The sequence below is a fragment of the Streptomyces sp. NPDC059875 genome, assembly GCF_042731085.1.
GTDB lineage: Bacteria > Actinomycetota > Actinomycetes > Streptomycetales > Streptomycetaceae > Streptomyces.
Window position 1 is genome coordinate 171,100 of record NZ_JBHWJZ010000005.1, and the last position, 19,039, is coordinate 190,138.

Below are 19,039 nucleotides of genomic sequence, written 5' to 3' on the forward strand. Positions count from 1 at the left end.
TCCTCTAGGCGGGCCCCCGCACCGCGCGGCCCGTGGGGGGGGGGCCCGACGGGGGCGCGGCGGGGGGCGCGGGGGGCGGGGGTACGGGGGGGGGGGGGGGGGGGGGGCGGGGCCCCCCCCCCACCCCCCATACGATTCCCGGCATGAAGGAACGCTGGGAGAAGCGCACCCAGACGCCACTGCTGATCCTGGCAGTGGCGTTCGGCGTTGCATACGCCATTCCGATCGTGGCGCCGGACGCCGATCGCTGGGTCCATGAGCTGTGTCTGGCCATGGAGTGGGTGGTGTGGGGCGCCTTCGCCTGCGACTACGCCGTACGTCTCGCCCTGGCCCCGGCCAAGTGGCAGTTCGTGCGCGGTCACCCGCTCGACCTCCTCGCGGTCCTGCTGCCGCTCGTGCAGCCGCTGCGGCTGCTGCGTCTGGTCTCCACGCTCCTCCTGGTGGGCCGGCGGGCCCGGATGGCCCCGCAGATAACGCTCACCACCTATGTGGCGGGCGCGGTGGTCGGGCTGATGATGTTCGGCTCACTGGCCGTGCTCCATGTGGAGCGCACGGCACCCAACGGCAACATCAAGACGCTCGGCGACGCGGTGTGGTGGTCGTTCACCACGATGACGACCGTGGGCTACGGCGATCACGCCCCGACCACGGGTCTCGGCCGCGTCCTCGCCGTCGGCCTGATGCTCTCGGGGATCGCCCTGCTCGGTGTGGTGACCGCCAACATCGCGGCCTGGTTCATCTCCCGCTTCGAGCGGGACGACGCCGCCGAGCGCCGGCAGACGGAGCTCCTGGAGGCCCTGACCCGGGAGGTCCGGGAGCTGCGCACCGAGGTGGCGCGGCTCTCCGCGCCGAGCCCGGTGCCGCCGCAGGGCGAGCTCCCTACCTCTCCCAGATCTTGAAGGCTCTGACCTCGTACGGAGTCTCCGGCACCCAGGTCCCGCGCCCGGGATAGGTCTCGAACTCCCCGGTCTCGGCGCACTCCGCCGACTGATACGTGGTGACCGGCCGTCCGGTGCGGTTCGCGAGCGCCCGCGCGCTCGTGCCGGGCGGGAGGGCGACACAGCTCTCGATGTCGGTGTCGGCCAGTTCGTGGGTGCGCACCGTGCCCTTGAAGCCCGCCTTGGGCCACAGACACAACTGACCGGGCCCGCAGGCCCCGAGCCCGGGTGCCGGAGCGGCCGCCACGGGCGCGGCGGTGAGCAGGGTGGCGGCCATGGCGACCAGCGCGACCAGTGCGCCCGGGAACACGTGCTTCGTATACATGTCGATGAACCCCCCGTTTTCGTAACTCTCTGTAATCAGAACTCTGACGGAGGTCACTGCCCGTTGGGAAGAGGCCAAGGGTCGGTTCACCCGGATGGGTGACAGCCCCGCCGGACTCGGTCCGGCGGGGCTGTCATCAGGTCTCACAGATCGACGTCAGATGTGGGCGCCGCCCGCACCTGCCTCCGCGTTCGCGCCGCGCTCGGTGAGCGTGGCGACCCCGGCCGCGACGACGGCGACGACACCGGCCACGGTGAAGGCCAGGCCCATGCCCTCCATGAAGGTGTCGTGGATGACGCCGCCGATCCGGTCGAGCATGTCCGGGGTCATGCCGGGCGCCTGCGCGAGCTCCGGCGGGACCATGCCGAACTCGGCCGCCTCCTCCAGACCGGGCGCGGGCGCACCCGGGACTCCGGCGGCCGTCCAGTTCTCCTCGAAGGTGCCGGCCACCTTGGAGGACATGACCGCGCCGAGCACGGCCGTACCGAGCGCGCCGCCGACCTGCATCGCGGCCTGCTGCAGACCGCCCGCGACACCGGAGAGCTCCAGCGGGGCGTTGCCGACGATGACCTCGGTGGCGCCGACCATGACCGGGGCGAGACCCAGGCCGAGCAGAGCGAACCAGAGGGACATCACGAGCGTGTCGGTGGTCTCGGTGAGCGTGATCATGCCGAACATGGCGGCCGCGGTGCACACCATGCCGCCGACGAGCGGGATGCGGGGCCCGAACTTGGTGATGAGCGCACCGGCGAGCGGCGAGGAGACGATCATCATCGCGGTCAGCGGCAGCAGGTGCAGTCCGGCGTCGATCGGGCCGAGCCCCTGGACACCCTGGAGGTAGAAGGTCACGAAGAACAGGCCGCCCATGAAGGCGAAGGCCATCAGGACCATCAGCACCACACCGGCCGAGAGCGGCACGGAGCGGAACATCGCCAGCGGGATGAGCGGCTCCTTGACCTTGGTCTCCCAGAAGGCGAAGAGCCCGAAGAGCAGGATCGCGCCGGCCAGGCAGCCCCAGGTGTTGCCGCTCGCCCAGCCCCAGTCCGCACCCGCCTGGATGATGCCCCAGATGAGGGAGCCCATCGCGCCGGAGAGCAGCAGGATGCCGAGGATGTCGAAGGAGCGCGGGGCGTTCTCGGCGCGGAGGTCCTTGAGGATCACCAGACCCAGGACGAGCGCGAGCACACCGACCGGCACGTTGATGAAGAAGACCGACTGCCAGCTGACGTGCTCGACGAGGAAGCCGCCGAGGATCGGACCGCCGGCGGTGGACGCGCCGATCACCATGCCCCAGATGCCGATGGCCATGTTGAGCTTCTCGGCGGGGAAGGTGGCACGCAGCAGGCCGAGCGCGGCCGGCATGAGCAGGGCGCCGAAGAGGCCCTGGAGGACTCGGAAGGCGATCACGAAGGCGATCGAGTCGGAGAGGCCGATCGCGGCCGACGCGGCGGCGAAGCCGGCGATGCCGATCAGGAAGGTCTGCCGGTGGCCGAAGCGGTCACCCAGCTTGCCGGCCGTGATCAGGGCGACGGCGAGCGCGAGCAGATAGCCGTTGGTGATCCACTGGAGCTGGTCGAGCGTGGCTCCGAGGTCCTGCTGGATGGCGGGGTTGGCGATGGCGACGATCGTGCCGTCGAGCGCGACCATCATCACGCCGACCGCCACGGCGAACAACGTCAGCCAGGGGTGGCCTCGCAGGCCCTTCGCCGGAGCCGGGGCGGGGCTCCGGTCACCCCCCTGACCCTGCGGGGCCTTTTCCACGGTGGTCTGACTAGTCATGGGAATGAGGCTAATGTCAGCGACTGACAATTGACAAAGCAATTCACGCGACGGTAACTGTCACGTAGCTCACAGGTACCCTGAGCTGCACGAAGCCTTGGAAAGTGGCGAAAAGAGGGCCATACGGTGACGGTTTCCGGTCTGCGGGAACGGAAGAAGCAGCGCACACGGGACGCGCTGCTGCGCGTCGCCCTCGAACTGTTCACGACCCAGGGGTACGAGCAGACCACCGTCGACGAGATCGCCGACGCGGTCGAGGTCTCCCAGCGCACCTTCTTCCGCTACTTCTCCTCCAAGGAGGAGGTCGCCTTCGCCGTCCAGCACATGGTGGAGGACCGCTTCGTCCAGGCACTGGCGGAACGGCCCCCCGAGGAGGGCCCGCTCGACGCGATGCGCAAGGCCGTGCTCTCCGCCTGGGACACCATCGGCGAGGCGATCATGGAGGTCGTCCCCCTGGAGCTGTATCTGCGGAGCTTCCAGATGATCGAGTCGACTCCCGCGCTGCTCGCCGCCCACCTGCGCCGCTCCAGCGAGATGGAGGAGGCCATCGCCCGGCTCATCGCCGAACGCGAGGGCCTGGACGTGGACGAGGACCCGCGCCCCCGGATCGCGGTGGCGGCGTTCAGCGGCGTCATGCGGGTGACCGGCCAGCTCTGGGGCCGGGGCACGGACCCGACCCTTCAGGGGATGCGCGAGATGACCGAGCACTACCTGGACCACCTCGGCCCGGCCCTCGAACCGGAGTGGCGGAGCGCTTAGTCCCGTACGTCCGAGGGGTACGCCCCAGGGGTACATCCTGGTACGTCCTAGGGGTACATCCTGGTACGTCCCGGGGGTACAGCGTGCGCAGAGCGGATACCCGAGGCGTACGCCCGCGCGTACGGAACGTCACCCCGCCCCACCGTGCGCGGTGATCCACGTCACTCGACGCCCGGTGCCCGGCGCCCGTCTCCTAGGGTGTGGCGCAGTGACTTCCTTCGACTCCTCCCCCACCCTCACCGTCTGGCGCATGATGCTCGCGCTGGCCGTGGTGTTCGTGCTCCTGGCGACCACCGGCTGGACGACGATCCGGCATCAGCGCGGGCCAGGAGAGTCCCGGGAGGCGGCGCTCGCCACCTGGGTGCACGGCAGGATCGGCCACCGGGCCCTGCCGGACCCGGCCGCCCCCGCCCGTACGATCGCCGCGTTCTTCGCCTCGATAGGCCCGGCGCAAGGCGCCTTCCTCGCCGAGGCGCACCCGCTCGTCGTGGGCAATCTCAACGGCGCCCCGGTCACCCTCCGCTACCGGGCCAACCGGATCTCCCTCGCCCGCGCCCTCGACACCGAGCAGGACAGGGTCGAGGACTCCAGGCTGACCGCCGACGGCCGGCACGAGGCGCTGCGCCGCGCGCACCGCTTCACCTCGCTGATGCGTGCGGACCGCCAGATCCTCGCCTTCGACCCGACCGGCGGCGGCCGGACGGCCGAGGTGCTCGGCGATCTGGAGCGGGCGCAGCGGGTCTCGGTGATCGTGCCCGGCGTCGACACCAATCTGCTGACCTTCCAGAAGACCAGCCGCAAGTATTCGGCCCCGGCCGGGATGGCGCAGTCGCTGTACGCCGCCGAACGCCGGGCCGCCCCCCGGGGCCGTACGGCCGTCATCGCCTGGGCCGACTACACGGCCCCCGTCGGGGTCGGCATCGACGCCGCGATGGGGCGGCTCGCCTCGGCGGGCGCGGTACGGCTCGTCGACATGACCGCCGCGCTGCCCGGCTCCTCCCGCGTCAGCCTGTTCTGCCACAGCTACGGCTCCGTGCTCTGCGGGGTCTCCGCGGCGCGGCTGCCCACCCGGGTGACGGACGTGGTCGTGGCCGGAAGCCCCGGCATGCGCGTGGAGAGCGCGGCGGAGCTGTCCACCCGGGCCCGTGTGTGGGCCATGCGGGACGCGGACGACTGGATCGAGGGAGTCCCGCACCTCGCGGTCGGCGGGGTCGGGCACGGGGCGGACCCGGTGGAGCCGGAGTTCGGTGCGCGGCTGCTCTCGGCGGCCGGCGCGAGCGGCCACACCGGCTATTTCGAGCCGGGCACCGACAGCCTCGACAACTTCGCCGCGATAGGCGTTGGTTCGTACCAGAGCCTGACCTGCGCGAGCGTCGACAGCGCCTGCCGCAGCGGAATCTCCGGCGCGGAAGGCGTCTGACGCGCGTAGAGCGCGGGATTTCGGCCCCCCGTACAGGGGCGACGCACGGGCGCCCGCCGCATACGATGAGGCACATGGGTGATGTGCTGGCCGGAATTCATGCCACCTGGGAGTTCGAGAGCGACGCCGTCGTCATCCGCTTCGAACGGGGGATCCGCACACCGAAACTGTTCCAGGCGCTGCGCGAACGACGTATCCCGCACGAGGCGTTGACGTCGGTGACGCTCGCCCCGGGCAAGCGGGGCACCGTCGTGCTGCACGCGGTGCCGCGGCTCGGCGCCGACCCCCTGATGGAAGCCGCCGCGGGGCAGCTGAAGGAGGGGTGCGATCCGTACCGGCTGGTGCTGCCGGCCGAGCGGGAGACGCTGGCCGAGTACTACCGCGACGAGCTGCGCGCGATGCTCGCGCCGGAGGACGGGCCCTCGGACGCCTTCCTCGTGGCGGCGCCCCAGGGGCCGCAGTCCTTCAAGGCGTACGACGGTAAGGCGAGCTTCGACGGCTCGTCGCTGGTGTCGTTCCGCTGGTTCTGGACGGGCGCGTCCTCGGAGAAGTGGAAGGCGGGCGACCAGACCTTTCCGGTACGGGAGCTCAGCGGGGTCGAGTGGCGCTCGCCGGACGTCTTCGACGGGTATCTTCGCCTGCTCCCCCGATCCGGGGAACCCCGGCCGGCCCAGGCGGACCACGACCCGGCGGCCGTCGTCTTCGGCCTCGGCTACGGCCCGGTCCACGAGTCCCTGCCGTTCGCCGCGGCGGTCCTGGCGGCGATCCGCGGCACGGGACGGACGGCCGCGCTCCCGGAGGCGGAGCTGCGCGACCCGGCGGGGGTCGCGGAGCGGATCCGGCACCTGGGGGAGCTGCACCGGGCCGGTCTGGTGACGGACGAGGAGTTCACGGTGAAGAAGGCGGAGCTGCTGGCGGAGCTCTGACGTCGCTGGGCGGGTTCGCGGGTCATGGCGCGGGCTCGCGGGGCATGGCCCCGGCTTCGCGGTCCCAGCGGGGGCTTCCCAGGTTCTGGCGCGGGCTTCGCTGTCCTGGCCCGGGCTTCGCTGTCCTGGCGCGGGGTTCGCCGTCATACCCGGGTATCACCCGCCGACCGGGTCCTCGGTATGACGCCCGGCGGCCGTCCGGCTGCCTACCCTGAGCGGGCCATGAAGATCACACGCTCCCTGCGAGCCGACCACCCCGTCGCCCGGATGCTCGCGCCCGTCCGAGGGGTGATGCAGTCCTTCGGTACCGCCCTCGCGACCCCGACGGAACCCGGCGCCCCGCTGCTCGCCGACGCGCGCACGCGCTGGCTGAGGCTGCTCCCCTACGGCGTCGCGTTCGCCTTCGTCGCCTCGCTGCTGCCCACGAGCATCACGGTGCTCATGAACGACTACCAGGTCAACGGCGGCCTCGCCGGAGCCCTGGCTACCGCGCAGACCGCGCCACTGCTGCTCGCCGTGACCCGCCCCCTCCAGGCCTGGTGGATCATCGGCGTCGCCGATCTGGCCGGGGCGCTGGTCATGCTCGGCGCGGACGGCCTCGACGGGCGCTCATGGCCGTGGACGCCGCCGGTCGTGGTCGGCTATCTCGCCCTGATGCTCGCCCTCGGGCTGCGCGAGCCGCGCCGGACGCTGCTCGGGGTGTGGCTGGTGACCGGGGCCACGGGGTTCGTCCTCACCGCGGTCGCGCCGGAGAACACCGACGGCATCCACGTCCTGCTCTTCGTCCTGAGCGGGGTGGCCCTGCTCGTCATGGCGACGCTCCGCGAGCGCGGGGACGCCGAGCGCCGCAGCGCGGCCGAACGGGCCCGCAGCACGCTCCTGGAGGAGCGGGCCCGGATCGCGCGCGAGCTGCACGACGTCGTCGCCCACCACATGTCCGTGATCACGGTCCAGGCGGACTCGGCGCCGTACCGGATCCCGGACCTTCCGGAGGCGGCCCGCGAGGAGTTCACCTCCATCGCCGCGAGCGCGCGGGAGTCGCTGACCGAGATGCGGCGCCTGCTCGTGGTGCTGCGCAGCGACGGCACGGAGGGCGAACGCGCCCCGCAGCCCGGCCTCGACCGGGTGCAGCAGCTGATCGAGGCGACGGTACGGGCGGGGGTGCCGGCCGAGTTGTCGATGGCGGCGGACCTCAAGGACTTCGGCGACGTACCGCAGGCGGTGGATCTGTCGGCGTACCGGATCGTGCAGGAGGCCCTGGCGAACGTGGTCCGGCACGCGCCGGGCGCCGAGACCCGGGTCTCGATCCGTTCGGACGGCGACTGGCTGACGGTCCTGGTCGTCAACGGCCCGGTCGCCCGGCGCACTTCGCCCCTGGAGGGCGGGGCCGGGACCGGGCACGGGCTGGTCGGGATGCGGGAGCGCGTACGGTTGACGGGCGGCACGCTGGACACCGGGCCGCTGCCGGACGGCGGCTTCCGGGTCGCGGCCCGGCTCCCGTTGACCGCGACGACCCCGCTGACCTCGAAGGACGTGTCGTGACCATCCGCGTGATCATCGTCGACGACCAGGCCATGGTGCGGGCGGGGTTCGCCGCACTCCTCGCGGCGCAGGCCGACATCGACGTGGTGGGCGAGGCGCCGGACGGGCGGCAGGGCGTGGACGTGGCACGGTCGACGCACCCGGACGTGGTGCTGATGGACGTACGGATGCCGGAGATGGACGGGCTCGCGGCGGCGCGGGAGATCCTGAACCCTCCGCCGGGGGGCACGCACCGGCCGAAGGTGCTGATGCTGACCACCTTCGACGTGGACGACTACGTGTACGAGGCGCTGCGCGCGGGCGCGTCGGGCTTTCTGCTGAAGGACGCGCCGCCGGCCGATCTGATCGCAGCGGTGCGGGTGGTGGCGGCGGGTGAGGCGCTGCTCGCCCCGTCGGTGACGCGGCGGCTGATCGCCGACTTCGCCGCGTCGAGGCCGGCCCCGCGGGCGGACCGGGCGGCGCTGCGGCTCAACGGTCTGACGCCGCGTGAGACGGAGGTCCTTGAGCTGATCGCGCGGGGCCTGTCGAACCAGGAGATCGCGGGCCGGCTGGTCCTCGCGGAGCAGACGGTCAAGACGCACATCGGCCGGGTCCTGGCCAAGCTCGATCTGCGCGATCGGGCGCAGGCGGTGATCTTCGCGTACGAGTCGGGGCTGGTCACCCCGGGCGACGGGCACCGCTGACGCGGCGGGTTCCCTCACGGGGGCGGCTCCCCACGGGGTACTCCCCCACCCCACCCTCCCCCAGACTCCGTCCGGGGGGACCCCCATCCCGAAACTCTGACGAGACCGGGGGCTCCGCCCCCGTACCCCGTGCGCGGCAGCTTCGCGCCGCGACCTGGACCATCCGGTGCCGCCCACATCGGTGCCGGCGGCCCCGCGTGGCCTCGGACGGACCGACTCCGGCTCCGGCTGGGGCGGGTGGGCCCAGCTGCGGCGGCGGGCCGCCGCCCCGCTCGAGGCGTGGGCCGCGCGCGGCGGCCCTGGGCCACCTCGCCCCCGGGGGTAAACCCCACCCCCGCGCGGGGGTGGGCCCCTCGTCCACCCCCTACCTCGGTATCAAGGGGGACTTGGCTCCCGGGTGTGACGTGTCGTCACCCACCCTCTTCCTACCTTCCTCTCGCCACGGACGAGAGACACGAAGAGGGAGGGCCCCCATATGCGCCGCTACACGAGGACCTTGATCGCCGCCGCGCTCACCACGACGGTGGTCGCAGGGACCGCGGGGTGGGCGTCCGGGAGTGGGCAGCAGGCCGTGACGGGAGCACCGGTCGGCACGGCGGCCTGGCGGGCGGACGGGCTGCCCGATCCGGCAGGGATGAAGCCGTCCCAAGTCGCCGCGTTCTTCCGGGACCTGACACCCGGTCGACAGCAGCAGCTGGTCCGGGAGCACCCCTCCGTCGTCGGCAACCTCGACGGCGCCCCGCTGCGACTGCGGTACGAGGCGAACGCCCGTACCACCGGCGGGCGGTACGCCGGGCAGCAGGTCCTCGCCGTCGACCCGCGGGACCGCGGCCAGGTCGCCCTCGTCTCCGGGGACCTGGCGACGGCCGAGCACGTGGCCGTGATCGTGCCCGGGTCCGACATCGACGCCGGGAACATCACACCGCTCACCGACAAGGCCGAGGCCCTGCGCCGGGCCACGCACGGCCGCACCGCCGTCATCGCCTGGGCCGGCTACACCACGCCCGTCGGCGTCGGTATCGACGCCGCCACCGGGGACCTCGCCGAGGCCGGGGCGGAGCGGCTGACCCGGCTGACCGACGGCCTGGCCGCGACCGGGCTCCCCGCCCCGTCCGTGTTCTGCCACAGCTACGGCTCCGTCGTCTGCGGTCTGGCCGCCCACGACCTCAAGGCCAAGGACCTCGTCGTCTTCGGCTCCCCCGGCATGCGCGCCACCAACGTCGCCGAACTGCGCACCTCGGCCCGGGTGTGGGCCGCCAAGGACCCGTCCGACTGGATCGACAAGGTCCCGAACGTCTCGTTCGCCGGGCTCGGGCACGGGGCGGACCCCGCCGACCCCGCCTTCGGCGCCCGCCCCGTCCCCGCCACCGACGCCCGTGGCCACGACGGGTACTTCGCGCCCGGCACGCAGTCCCTCCGTACGTTCGCCGCCATCGCCGAGGGGGATGTCCGATGAGCACGACGCTGACCCGCGCCGTCGAGAAGATCGAGTCGCGCACCCCCGCCCACCGCGACCGGGCGATCGACGGGCTGCGCGCCCTCGCTCTGCTCGCCGTGCCCACCGGGCACTGGCTGCTCGGCGGGTTCACGCTCTCCGCCGACGGGGCCCTCCACAACGCCAGCCCGCTCTCCGCGTTCGCCGGCCTCGCGCCCGTCAGCTGGATCCTCCAGATGCTGGGGATCTTCTTCCTGGTCGGGGGGTACGCCTCCGTCCTCTCCTACCGGCGGCACACCGGCTCCACCGGTGCGTGGCTGAAAGGTCGCCTGGCCCGGCTCGGCCGCCCCGTCCTCGGGGTCACGGCCGTCTGGGCGGCGCTGCTCCCGCTCCTCCACTACGGGTTCGGGGTGCCGGGCGACACGCTGCGGACGGCGTCCACGCTCGTGATCCAGCCGCTGTGGTTCGTCGGGGTGTACACGGTCGTCACCGCCCTGACCCCGCTCTGCGTGCGCGCCGCCCGCCGGACGGGCGTGTGGGCGGCGGCCCCGCTCCTCGCCTCGGTCGCCGTCGTCGACTTCCTGCGCTACGGGCCGTACGCGGATGCCGTGCCGTCCTGGCTGAGCCTGCTCAACATCCTGCCCGGCTGGCTCTTCGCCTACCAGCTCGGTGTCTCCTGGGGCGAGGGCCGGGTCACCCGGCGGCACGCCTGGGCCCTGCTGCTCGGCGGCGCGGCGCTGTTCGCCGCCCTGCTGCTCGCCTTCGGCTACCCCGCCTCGATGGTCGGCGTCCCCGGCGAGGCCCGCACCAATTCGCACCCGCCGTCGCTGCTCGTCCTCGCCCTCGCCGCCGCGCAGAGCGGTGCGGCGATCCTGCTCCGCGACCGGCTGGGCAAGCTGCTGAAGCGGCCCGCGTTGTGGGCACCGGTCGTGGTCGTCAACCTGTCCGCGATGACGATCCTGTGCTGGCACCAGACGGCGATGCTCGCCGCCGCGATCCCGGCCTCGTACGTGGGTGAGGTCCCGGGTCTGGTCGGCGCGCCGGACTCGGTCGGCTGGATCCTCGCCCGGCTCGCGTGGATGCCGCTGTTCGCGGGGCTGTTGGTCCTGATCGGGCGGTACGCGCGCGGATTCGAGTCCCCGTGGACGCGTACGGGAGCGGCCCGGCGGACGGCGGCGGGGCTGCTCGCCGCGGGGTTCGCGGTCTTCGCCCTGGGGCTGGCGTGAGGGCCCCGGCCGGGCCCCCGCCGGGGCCTCTCCCGTCCGTTACTCCCGCGCCGCCGCGGTGAAGGTCATGTCCGGGTACCGGTCCCCCGCCACCCCCGCGGCGATCGGCTCCAGCTCCGTCAGTTCGGCCTCGGTCAGCGTGATCCGGGTCGCCGCCGCGTTCTCCTCCAGGCGGGTCCGCTTGCGGGTGCCGGGGATCGGGACGACCGTCAGGCCGTGCACCGCGGACCGCTGCTGCACCCAGGCCAGGGCGATCTGCGCCGCCGTCGCGCCGTGCGCCGCCGCGATCGTGTGGACCGGTGCGAGGAGAGCCGCGTTCTTCTCCGCGTTCTCCCCGGTGAACCGCGGCTGGTACCGGCGGAAGTCGCTGCCCGACAGGTCCTTCGAGGCGTCCGCGAAAGCGCCGGTCAGAAAGCCCCGGCCCAGCGGCGAGTACGGAACGAACGTCACGCCCAGCTCGGCCGCCGCGCCGACCGCGCTGCGCTCCACGTCACGCGAGAACAGCGACCACTCCGACTGGAGCGCGGCGATCGGGTGCACCGCGTGCGCCTCGCGCAGCTCCGCGCCGGTCACCTCGCTCAGGCCCAGCTGCTTGACCTTGCCCTCCCGTACCAGCTCGGCCATCGCCCCGACCGACTCCGCGAGCGGGACCGCCGGGTCGCGCCGGTGCATGTAGTAGAGGTCGATGGTCTCGACGCCGAGCCGGCGCAGGCTCCCCTCGACCGCGGTCCTGATGTACGCGGGGTCGTTGCGGATCCCCCGGTAGTGCGGGTCGTCGGCGCGCCGCTCCAGGGCGAACTTGGTGGCCAGGGTGATCTCGTCGCGGTGCGCGGCGACGAACGGGGCGAGGAACTCCTCGTTGGCGCCGCTCCCGTACGCGTCCGCCGTGTCGATGAGGGTGACGCCCGCCTCCAGGGCCGCGTCGAGGGTGTCGCGGGCGGCGGCCTCGTCCGTGTCGCCGTAGAACTCGCTGATGCCCATGGCGCCGAAGCCCTGGACGCCGATCTCGGGCCCGTCCGTACCGAGTCGGACTGTGGTGATCCTGCTCATCGGGTCATGCCTCCGCGTAGTGACTGATCTTGATGTCGAGCACGGCGAGCGTGTCCTGGAGCTCCGCGATCCGGGACAGGACGTCCCTCCTCGTCGTCTCCAGGAGCTCGCGCCGTTCGTCGCGGGTGTGATCGCCCTCCCGCACCAGCTCCGCGTACCGCACCATCGCGGCGACCGGCATCCCGGTCAGCCGCAGCTTGCCGACGAACGCCAGCCAGTCCAGATCGCGCTGGGAGAAGCGGCGCTGGCCGGTGTGCGAACGGTCGACGTGCGGCATGAGCCCGATCCGCTCGTACCAGCGCAGGGTGTGCGCCGAAAGACCGGTCAGGGCCGCGACCTCGCTGATGGTGTAGTGGGCGCTGCCTTCGATCACGCTCATGACCCCCACGCTAGGACCCTGGAGTGCACTCCAAGCAAGTAGGCTCGGCTCCATGTCCCTGCAGAGCCTGGCGATGATCGAGAACTGGCCCGTCCCCACCGCGGCCGCAGCCGTCGTGCGCGCGGACGGCACCCTGGCCGGGGCCCACGGCCCCACCGGGCAGCGGTTCCCGCTCGCGTCGGTCACCAAGCCGCTGGCGGCCTACGCCGTCCTCGTCGCGTACGAGGAGGGGGCGATCGACCTCGACGAGCCCGCCGGGCCGGAGGGGGCGACCGTCCGCCACCTGCTGGCCCACACCTCGGGTCTCGCCTTCGACGAGCAGCGGATCATGGCCGCGCCCGGCACGCGCCGGATCTACTCCAACACCGGGTTCGAGGTGCTCGGCGACCATGTCGCCAAGGCGACGGACATCCCGTTCGCCGAGTATCTGCACCAGGCGGTCCTGGAGCCGCTGGGGATGACCTCGACGACGCTGGAGGGCTCGCCCGCCAAGGACGGCGTCTCGACGGTCGACGACCTGGTGCGGTTCGCGGCGGAGGTGCAGGCGCCCCGGCTGCTCGACGCGCGCACGGTGCTCGACGCGATGACGGTGACGTACCCCGGGCTGACCGGCATCCTGCCCGGCTACGGCCACCAGCGGCCCAACGACTGGGGGCTCGGCTTCGAGATCCGGGACTCCAAGTCGCCGCACTGGACGGGCGCTTCGTCCTCGCCGCGTACGTTCGGGCACTTCGGGCAGTCGGGCACGTTCCTGTGGGTCGACCCGGACGCGCGCGCCGCGTGCGTGGCGCTGACCGACCGGGCCTTCGGGCCGTGGGCGGTCGAGGCGTGGCCGCCGTTCACGGACGCGGTCCTCGCGGAGCTGCGGGCGGCCGGGGCCTGAGCGGGAGCCGGCCGCTCACCCCTCATCGGTCGGGGGGCAGGACCGGGTGGGCAGGGTGCCGTCCGGGCCGGTGAGGACGACCGAGACCCGGCCCGCGGGGTGCAGCGCGTAGACCGTCGTGCAGACGATCTGCTGGACTGCGAGCGGGTCCAGTTCCGTCACCGGGCCCATGTACCGCACCCGGAACACCGGTTCGCCGTCCTGTCCCCGCTTGATCGCGTCGGGGCTCACGAACAGCTCGTGCTGCCCGTGCTCCGGCCCCGGGAGGCGGGTGCGGAGGCCGAGGGCGCGTTCGGCGGCCGTGGGGCCGTCCAGCAGGGCGGCGAACGGCTTGAGGGGCGTGTCGTCGAGGAGCGACGCGACACCATCGCCCGTGCCGGGGTGGGTGGGGCTGGGATTCGCCCGGTTCGACACGCCGTCTCCGTCCCGTACCACCGGCCGCAGACGCCCGGCGCCGTCGACGAAGAAGAGCGTCATCCGGAGCGCGGGCGGCGGGTCCACGGGCACGGCCGCCGCGTCACCGGCCTCGACGACGTCGCTGCCCCGGATGCCGCAGGCCCCGAGGGCGAGGAGCAGCCCGAAGGTGAGGAGCAGGGCGAGCACGGCCGGGACTCTGCGGGCCGCCTGGATCGTAACCGGGCTCACAGCGGGATCCTCACCGTGAAGACCGCCCCACCGTCGGGGTGGTTCGCGGCCAGGACGGTGCCACCGTGGAGCCGTACGTTCTCCTGGGTGATCGCGAGCCCCAGACCACTGCCGGAGGAACGGGCGCGCGCCGGGTCCGCCTTGAAGAAGCGGTCGAAGACGTGCGGCAGCACCTCCGGCGCGATGCCCGGCCCCCGGTCGACGACCTCGGTGACCAGCCAGGAGCCGTCGGTGAACAGCCGTACCGTCACCGGCGGACGGCCGTGTCGCAGCGCGTTGCCGACCAGATTGGCGACGACCACGTCGAAGCGGCGCGGGTCGAGCCGGGCCCGGATACCGGGCGGGAGGTCGGGGACCACCTGCTCCGGGTCGGTCCAGTGGCGGCTCCGCAGGGTCCGCCGGATCGTGTCGGCGACGTCCACCTCGTCCGTGTGCAGTTCGGCCGCGCGCGCGTCGAAGCGGGAGATCTCCATCAGGTCCTCGACGAGGACGGCGAGCTTGCCGGTCTCGGCGCTGACGAGCCGTACCGCCCGGGCCGTGTCGGAGTCGAGCGTGGCGGCGTCCTCGTCGAGGACCTCGGTGACCGCGAGCATCCCGGCGAGCGGGGTGCGCAGTTCGTGCGAGACGTCGGAGGCGAAGCGGCGGGCGCGGGCCTCGGCGCGCCGCAGCTCCTCGACCGAGCGTTGGAGTTCGGCGGCGGACTCGTTGAACGTCCGGGCGAGGTCGGCGAGTTCGTCGCTGCCCTTGGCGTCGATACGGGTGTCCAGCTCACCCCGGCCCATGCTGTGTGCGGCGCGCCTCAGGTCCCGCACCGGACGCAGCACGCTCCGGGCGGCGATCAGGGCGGGGATGAGCGCGACGGCGAGGGCCGGCAGGGCGCCGCCACGGGCCGCGGCCACCATGGCGTCGATGTTCTCCTGCTCGTTGCTCATGTCCACGACGGCGTAGAGGACCAGGCCGGTGGGGCGGCCGTCGGCACCGGGGCCCGGCTTGAGGAGGGCGGGGACGGCGATCGTGAGGTAGGGGGTGCCGTTCTTGACGACGCGCTGGAAGCTGCCGTGCGTGGTGCCCTGGGCGCGGGCGCGCAGTTCGGGGGTGAGGACGGAGGACGTGGGGCGTTCCGTGGAGGAGACCCAGAGGTCGCCGTACTGGGCGTAGACCCGCCAGGGGTGCGGTTTGCCCTGCTTGGCGATCCGGAAGAGCGCGTCGCGCAGCTGGTCCGGGTCGACGGGCAGCGGGGTGTTCAGCGTCCCGACCTGCTCGCGAAAGGCGGAGACGGCGTTGTCCTGGGCCTGTTCGAGGATCGCGTTGCGGGCGGCCCGGTAGGTGAGCGCGGCGGTGGTGCCGCAGCCGACGGCGGCGACGAGGAGGAAGGCGAGGACGAGCCGGGTACGGAGCCCGAAGGGGCGGAGGCGGCGCTTCACAGCGGTCCGAAGCGGTAGCCGAAGCCGCGCAGGGTCTGTATGTAGCGCGGGGCGCCGGGGGTGTCCTCGATCTTGTTGCGCAGGCGGCGGACGCAGGCGTCCACGAGGCGGGCGTCGCCGTGGTAGCTGTGCTCCCACACGTGCTCGAGGAGCTGCTGGCGGCTGAAGACCTGCTCGGGGTGGGCGGTCAGATGGAGGAGGAGCTTCAGCTCGGAGGGGGCGAGGGCGAGGCGCTCGCCGGACTTTGCGACGGTGAGTCCGGCCCGGTCCACGGCGAGTTCGCCGTGGAACTCGACGGCGGGGCGCCCGGCGCCGGGCTCCTCGATGCGCCGCAGTACGGCTCGTATGCGGGCCTCGATGACCTCGGTACGGGCGGGCTTGACGATGTAGTCGTCGGCTCCGGCCTCCAGTCCGACGACGACGTCGAAGTCGTCACCGCGCGCCGTGAGCATGATGATCGGCAGCTGACTGGTCTCGCGGACGCGGCGGCAGACCTGGACGCCGTTCATGCCGGGCAGCATCAGATCGAGGAGCACCAGATCGGGCCGGAACTCCCCGAGCAGGGCGAGCCCCGCCTCGCCGGTCGCGGCGGTGCGCACCTCGTGCCCACGCCGCCGGAGCCCGAGCTCGACCCCTTCGCGTACGGAGGGGTCGTCTTCTATGAGGAGCACGCGAGGCATTCGAGCAGTATCCCAAGGTCGAAGGGCCTCCCTAGGGGGAGGTGGGAGACGGTCCGGGCGACGGCCGTCAGCGGCTCCGGGCGCGGCCGCGCAGGCGCTGGGCCGCTCCTGTCAGGAGGGCCTGCACCTCCGTGAGGCGGAGCGGGCGGGCCAGGATGCCGAAGACCGCGAGGATGGTGAGGCCACCGGCCAGGCCCGCCGCGAGGGCCCCGGTCGGCGCGGTCATGTCGGCGGCGAGCAGCGCGAATCCAGCCGCCGGTACCGCCGCCACCAGCAGCCGCGCCAGCGCGGACCGGGCCGACGCGGACCGGGCCGACGGGACCGGTCCCGGCCCGGCCAGCCTCCGCCGCAGTACGTACGCCGTCAGCGCCCAGCCCGCCCACAGCGCCAGCGAGTACGCGGCCGCCACGCCCGCCACCGCCCAGGTCGCCGGCAGGAGGGCGTACGCGGTGAGGGACAGGCCCGCGTTGAGGCCGGTGATCACCAGGTTCAGCAGGAACGGGGTACGGGTGTCGCGCAGGGCGTAGAAGGCGCGGGTGCAGACGTACTGGCCCGAGAAGGCGATCAGGCCCGGCGCGAAGGCCATCAGGATCCACGCCATCGCCCGGATCTCGGACGGGCCGGTCCTGCCGTACTGGAAGACCAGGCCCATCAGCGGCACCGCCAGGGCGAACAGCGCGCATGCCGCCGGCACGACGGCCGCCGCGCTCGTCCGGAGCGCGTACGAGACGTCCTTGCGCACCCCCGCCAGGTCGCCGTCGGCCGCCGCCCCGCTCATCCGGGGCAGCAGGGCGGTCACCAGGGAGACGGTGACGATGCCGTGCGGCACGGCCCACAGCAGATACGCGTTGTTGTACGCGGCGAAGCCGAAGCCGCCGCCCGCGCCCAGCTCCTCCGCCCGTGTCCCCGCCGCCGTCGCCAGCTTCGTCGTCACCCAGTACGCCGCCTGGTTGGTGAGGACGAGGAGCACCAGCCACCCGGCGGACCGCAGCGGCGCCGTGAGTCCGCTGCCCCGCCAGTCGAAGCGCGGGCGCCAGCGGAAGCGCGCGGCGCGAAGCGACGGGACGAGCGCGAGGGCCTGGAAGGCGATGCCCGCCGTCGTGCCCCAGCCGAGCAGCGCCGTCTCGCCCGCGGTCAGGTCCCCGCCCGCCGCCGTCGCCAGGAACAGCGCGAAGACGGCGATGACGACGACGTTGTTGAGGACCGGCGTCCACATCATCGCGCCGAACCGGCCCCGCGCGTTCAGCACCTGCCCGAGCAGGGTGAAGAGCCCCAGGAAGAAGATCTGCGGCAGGCAGTACCGGGCGAAGGCGGCCGTCATCGACTCCTGCGCGCCGGTGTAGTCGGTGTACGCGTCGACGATCGCGGGCGCGGCGAGCACCGCGCCCGCCGTCAGCACCAGCAGGGCGAGGACGCAGACCGTCAGGAGGCGGTCGGTGTAGGCGACGCCCCCGTCGTCGTGCTCCTTGGCCGCCTTGACCAGTTCGGGCACGAAGACCGCGTTGAGGGCCCCGCCCAGGAGCAGCATGTAGACGATCGTGGGGATCGAGTTGCCGACCGCGTACCCGTCGGCGATCGGCCCGGCGCCGAGCGCCGCGGCGACGATCGCCGAGCGGACGAAGCCGGTGGCGCGCGAGACCAGCGACCCGGCGGCCATCAGCGCGCCGCTGCGCAGCACGGAGGGTGTGCGCTGCTTCGGCCGCGCCACGAGGGTCGCCGTCATCGGCGGGCCAGGTACGCCTGGAACGCCCGGTACAGCGTGTGGTTCGTCGTGCCGCCCAACGGTGTCTCCCACTCCCCCAGCGTCTCGACGGCCCGCCCGCCCGTGCCGAGCTTCCAGCGCAGCAGACCGTGGGCGCGGTCGTCCGGATCAAGGGTGGAGGGTATCCCGCGCATGTCGTAGACGTCGGCCCCGGCGGCGTGGGCGTCGAGCATCATCCGCCACTGCAGGGCGTTGGAGGGGCGGACCTCGCGGCGGTGGTCGGCGGAGGCGCCGGTCTGGTACCAGACCCGCCTCCCCACCGTGATCATCGTGTGGGCGGCGAGGATCTCGCCCTCGTGGCGGGCGAGGTAGAGCCTCATCCGGCCCGGTTCCTCGGCGTTGAGGACCGCGTACTGCCGCTCGTAGTACGCCAGGGAGCGGCCGAGCCGGAAGCCGTCGCGCTGCTCGGTGATCCGCAGGAGCCGGTAGAACTCGGGCAGGTCGGCCGCGGATCCGACGACGATCTCGACACCGGACTTGCGGGCCTTGCGGACGTTGCGCCGCCACTCCTGGTTGAGGCCGTTCCACAGGTCGTCGGCGGTGCGGCCGGCGAGCGGGACCTGGTAGACGTGGCGGGGCTGGGCGTCTGCGCCGTCGGAGTCGCTGGTGGAGTCGCCGCCGCAGCGGCGCCAGCCGCGGGCGCGGAGCCGTTCGGCGACGGCGGTGCCGAGCGGGTCGACCTCGTCGGCGAGGACGTCGGCGAGACGGCGGCCCGGTCCGGTGTGCGCCTTGAGGGTGGCGGCGTTCCAGCGGCGGAAGGCGGGCGAGGGCCCGATCCGTACGGCGAAGACCCCGGCAGCACGCAGGTGTTGGAGCAGCGGGGTGAGCCAGCCGTCGAGGTCGGGGTCGGACCAGTCGGCGACGGGCCCCTCCGGGAGGTAGGCGAAGTACTTGCGGGTGCCGGGGAACGGGCGCAGCAGGACGAGGGCGACACCGGTGAGCGGGCCGTCCCCCGTCCGCCAGCCGAGGAGTCGGTGGCTCCAGCCGTCCTTGACCTCGGCCCAGGAGGGCAGTTGGAGAAAGCTGGGGCCGGCCGCCTCGCTCCGCGCGAGGAAGGCGCGGTAGGCCTCGGGGGTGACGGGCTCCAGCCGAGTGGACTGCGGGGGTGCGGCCGTCACGAGCAGAGCTGACACAACGTGAGCCTCCTTGTTCCGCCCCTCGGTCGTGGGGCGCACCGGATGCT

Annotated in this window: 18 protein-coding genes; 9 read left to right on the top strand and 9 right to left on the bottom strand. The window is 73.1% G+C overall.

The window, feature by feature from the left end:
* Positions 1–143: 143 nt before the first annotated feature.
* Positions 144–899, top strand: a complete 756-nt coding sequence (locus ACFV9D_RS08350) for a potassium channel family protein (RefSeq protein ID WP_385142813.1) — start codon at positions 144–146, stop codon at positions 897–899.
* Here the strand turns inward: ACFV9D_RS08350 and ACFV9D_RS08355 are convergent.
* Complete coding sequence (locus ACFV9D_RS08355) at positions 880–1,215, bottom strand: peptidase inhibitor family I36 protein (protein WP_385143211.1); 336 nt, start codon at positions 1,213–1,215, stop codon at positions 880–882. The two genes, ACFV9D_RS08350 and ACFV9D_RS08355, sit on opposite strands and share 20 nt — an antisense overlap.
* Before the next feature lie 204 nt (positions 1,216–1,419).
* The gene (locus ACFV9D_RS08360) at positions 1,420–3,042 is read right to left on the bottom strand and encodes an MFS transporter (RefSeq protein ID WP_385142816.1); all 1,623 of its coding nucleotides are present in this window, start codon (positions 3,040–3,042) and stop codon (positions 1,420–1,422) included.
* A 126-nt stretch (positions 3,043–3,168) separates the two neighbouring features.
* On the opposite strand from ACFV9D_RS08360, the gene ACFV9D_RS08365 reads away from it, so the two are divergent.
* From ACFV9D_RS08365 to ACFV9D_RS08395, 7 genes are all read left to right on the top strand, one after another.
* Complete coding sequence (locus ACFV9D_RS08365; protein WP_385142819.1) at positions 3,169–3,801, top strand: TetR/AcrR family transcriptional regulator; 633 nt, start codon at positions 3,169–3,171, stop codon at positions 3,799–3,801.
* Positions 3,802–4,009: 208 nt separating this feature from the next.
* Positions 4,010–5,221 carry an alpha/beta hydrolase gene (locus ACFV9D_RS08370; protein WP_385142822.1) on the top strand — a complete coding sequence of 404 codons (1,212 nt, stop codon included), beginning with the start codon at positions 4,010–4,012 and terminating at the stop codon, positions 5,219–5,221.
* Positions 5,222–5,295: 74 nt separating this feature from the next.
* Complete coding sequence (locus ACFV9D_RS08375; protein ID WP_385142824.1) at positions 5,296–6,147, top strand: DUF4429 domain-containing protein; 852 nt, start codon at positions 5,296–5,298, stop codon at positions 6,145–6,147.
* Between the two features lie 222 nt (positions 6,148–6,369).
* Positions 6,370–7,689, top strand: coding sequence for a sensor histidine kinase (locus tag ACFV9D_RS08380; protein WP_385142827.1), 1,320 nt, complete (start codon positions 6,370–6,372; stop codon positions 7,687–7,689).
* Positions 7,686–8,372 carry a response regulator gene (locus tag ACFV9D_RS08385; protein WP_385142831.1) on the top strand — a complete coding sequence of 229 codons (687 nt, stop codon included), beginning with the start codon at positions 7,686–7,688 and terminating at the stop codon, positions 8,370–8,372. Before ACFV9D_RS08380 ends, ACFV9D_RS08385 begins: the two co-directional genes overlap by 4 nt.
* A gap of 475 nt (positions 8,373–8,847) precedes the next feature.
* Positions 8,848–9,828 (top strand): alpha/beta hydrolase, encoded by a 981-nt coding sequence (locus ACFV9D_RS08390; RefSeq protein ID WP_385142833.1) that lies wholly within the window; start codon positions 8,848–8,850, stop codon positions 9,826–9,828.
* The gene (locus ACFV9D_RS08395; protein WP_385142836.1) at positions 9,825–11,033 is read left to right on the top strand and encodes an acyltransferase; all 1,209 of its coding nucleotides are present in this window, start codon (positions 9,825–9,827) and stop codon (positions 11,031–11,033) included. The genes ACFV9D_RS08390 and ACFV9D_RS08395 overlap by 4 nt, the downstream gene beginning before the upstream one ends.
* Positions 11,034–11,072: 39 nt before the next feature.
* Here ACFV9D_RS08395 and ACFV9D_RS08400 read toward each other — a convergent pair whose 3' ends face one another.
* Together ACFV9D_RS08400 and ACFV9D_RS08405 are read right to left on the bottom strand one after the other, a co-directional pair.
* On the bottom strand, positions 11,073–12,083 hold the full coding sequence (locus ACFV9D_RS08400) for an aldo/keto reductase (RefSeq protein WP_385142839.1): 1,011 nt from the start codon (positions 12,081–12,083) through the stop codon (positions 11,073–11,075).
* A 4-nt stretch (positions 12,084–12,087) separates the two neighbouring features.
* The gene (locus tag ACFV9D_RS08405; protein ID WP_385142842.1) at positions 12,088–12,462 is read right to left on the bottom strand and encodes a MerR family transcriptional regulator; all 375 of its coding nucleotides are present in this window, start codon (positions 12,460–12,462) and stop codon (positions 12,088–12,090) included.
* A gap of 52 nt (positions 12,463–12,514) precedes the next feature.
* Between ACFV9D_RS08405 and ACFV9D_RS08410 the strand changes: the two genes are divergently transcribed.
* Positions 12,515–13,345, top strand: coding sequence for a serine hydrolase domain-containing protein (locus ACFV9D_RS08410; RefSeq protein WP_385142845.1), 831 nt, complete (start codon positions 12,515–12,517; stop codon positions 13,343–13,345).
* Positions 13,346–13,360: 15 nt separating this feature from the next.
* Here ACFV9D_RS08410 and ACFV9D_RS08415 read toward each other — a convergent pair whose 3' ends face one another.
* The 5 genes from ACFV9D_RS08415 to ACFV9D_RS08435 form a co-directional block, all read right to left on the bottom strand.
* The gene (locus tag ACFV9D_RS08415) at positions 13,361–13,990 is read right to left on the bottom strand and encodes a hypothetical protein (RefSeq protein ID WP_385142848.1); all 630 of its coding nucleotides are present in this window, start codon (positions 13,988–13,990) and stop codon (positions 13,361–13,363) included.
* Positions 13,987–15,414: an ATP-binding protein gene (locus ACFV9D_RS08420; RefSeq protein ID WP_385142850.1), complete on the bottom strand. Its 1,428-nt coding sequence runs from the start codon at positions 15,412–15,414 to the stop codon at positions 13,987–13,989. The genes ACFV9D_RS08415 and ACFV9D_RS08420 overlap by 4 nt, the downstream gene beginning before the upstream one ends.
* On the bottom strand, positions 15,411–16,094 hold the full coding sequence (locus ACFV9D_RS08425) for a response regulator (RefSeq protein ID WP_385142853.1): 684 nt from the start codon (positions 16,092–16,094) through the stop codon (positions 15,411–15,413). Before ACFV9D_RS08425 ends, ACFV9D_RS08420 begins: the two co-directional genes overlap by 4 nt.
* Positions 16,095–16,161: 67 nt before the next feature.
* Entirely contained in the window at positions 16,162–17,817 is a 1,656-nt protein-coding gene (murJ, locus tag ACFV9D_RS08430; protein ID WP_385142856.1) for a murein biosynthesis integral membrane protein MurJ, read from the bottom strand.
* Positions 17,814–18,989 carry a lipid II:glycine glycyltransferase FemX gene (locus ACFV9D_RS08435; protein WP_385142858.1) on the bottom strand — a complete coding sequence of 392 codons (1,176 nt, stop codon included), beginning with the start codon at positions 18,987–18,989 and terminating at the stop codon, positions 17,814–17,816. The genes murJ and ACFV9D_RS08435 overlap by 4 nt, the downstream gene beginning before the upstream one ends.
* Positions 18,990–19,039: the final 50 nt, after the last annotated feature.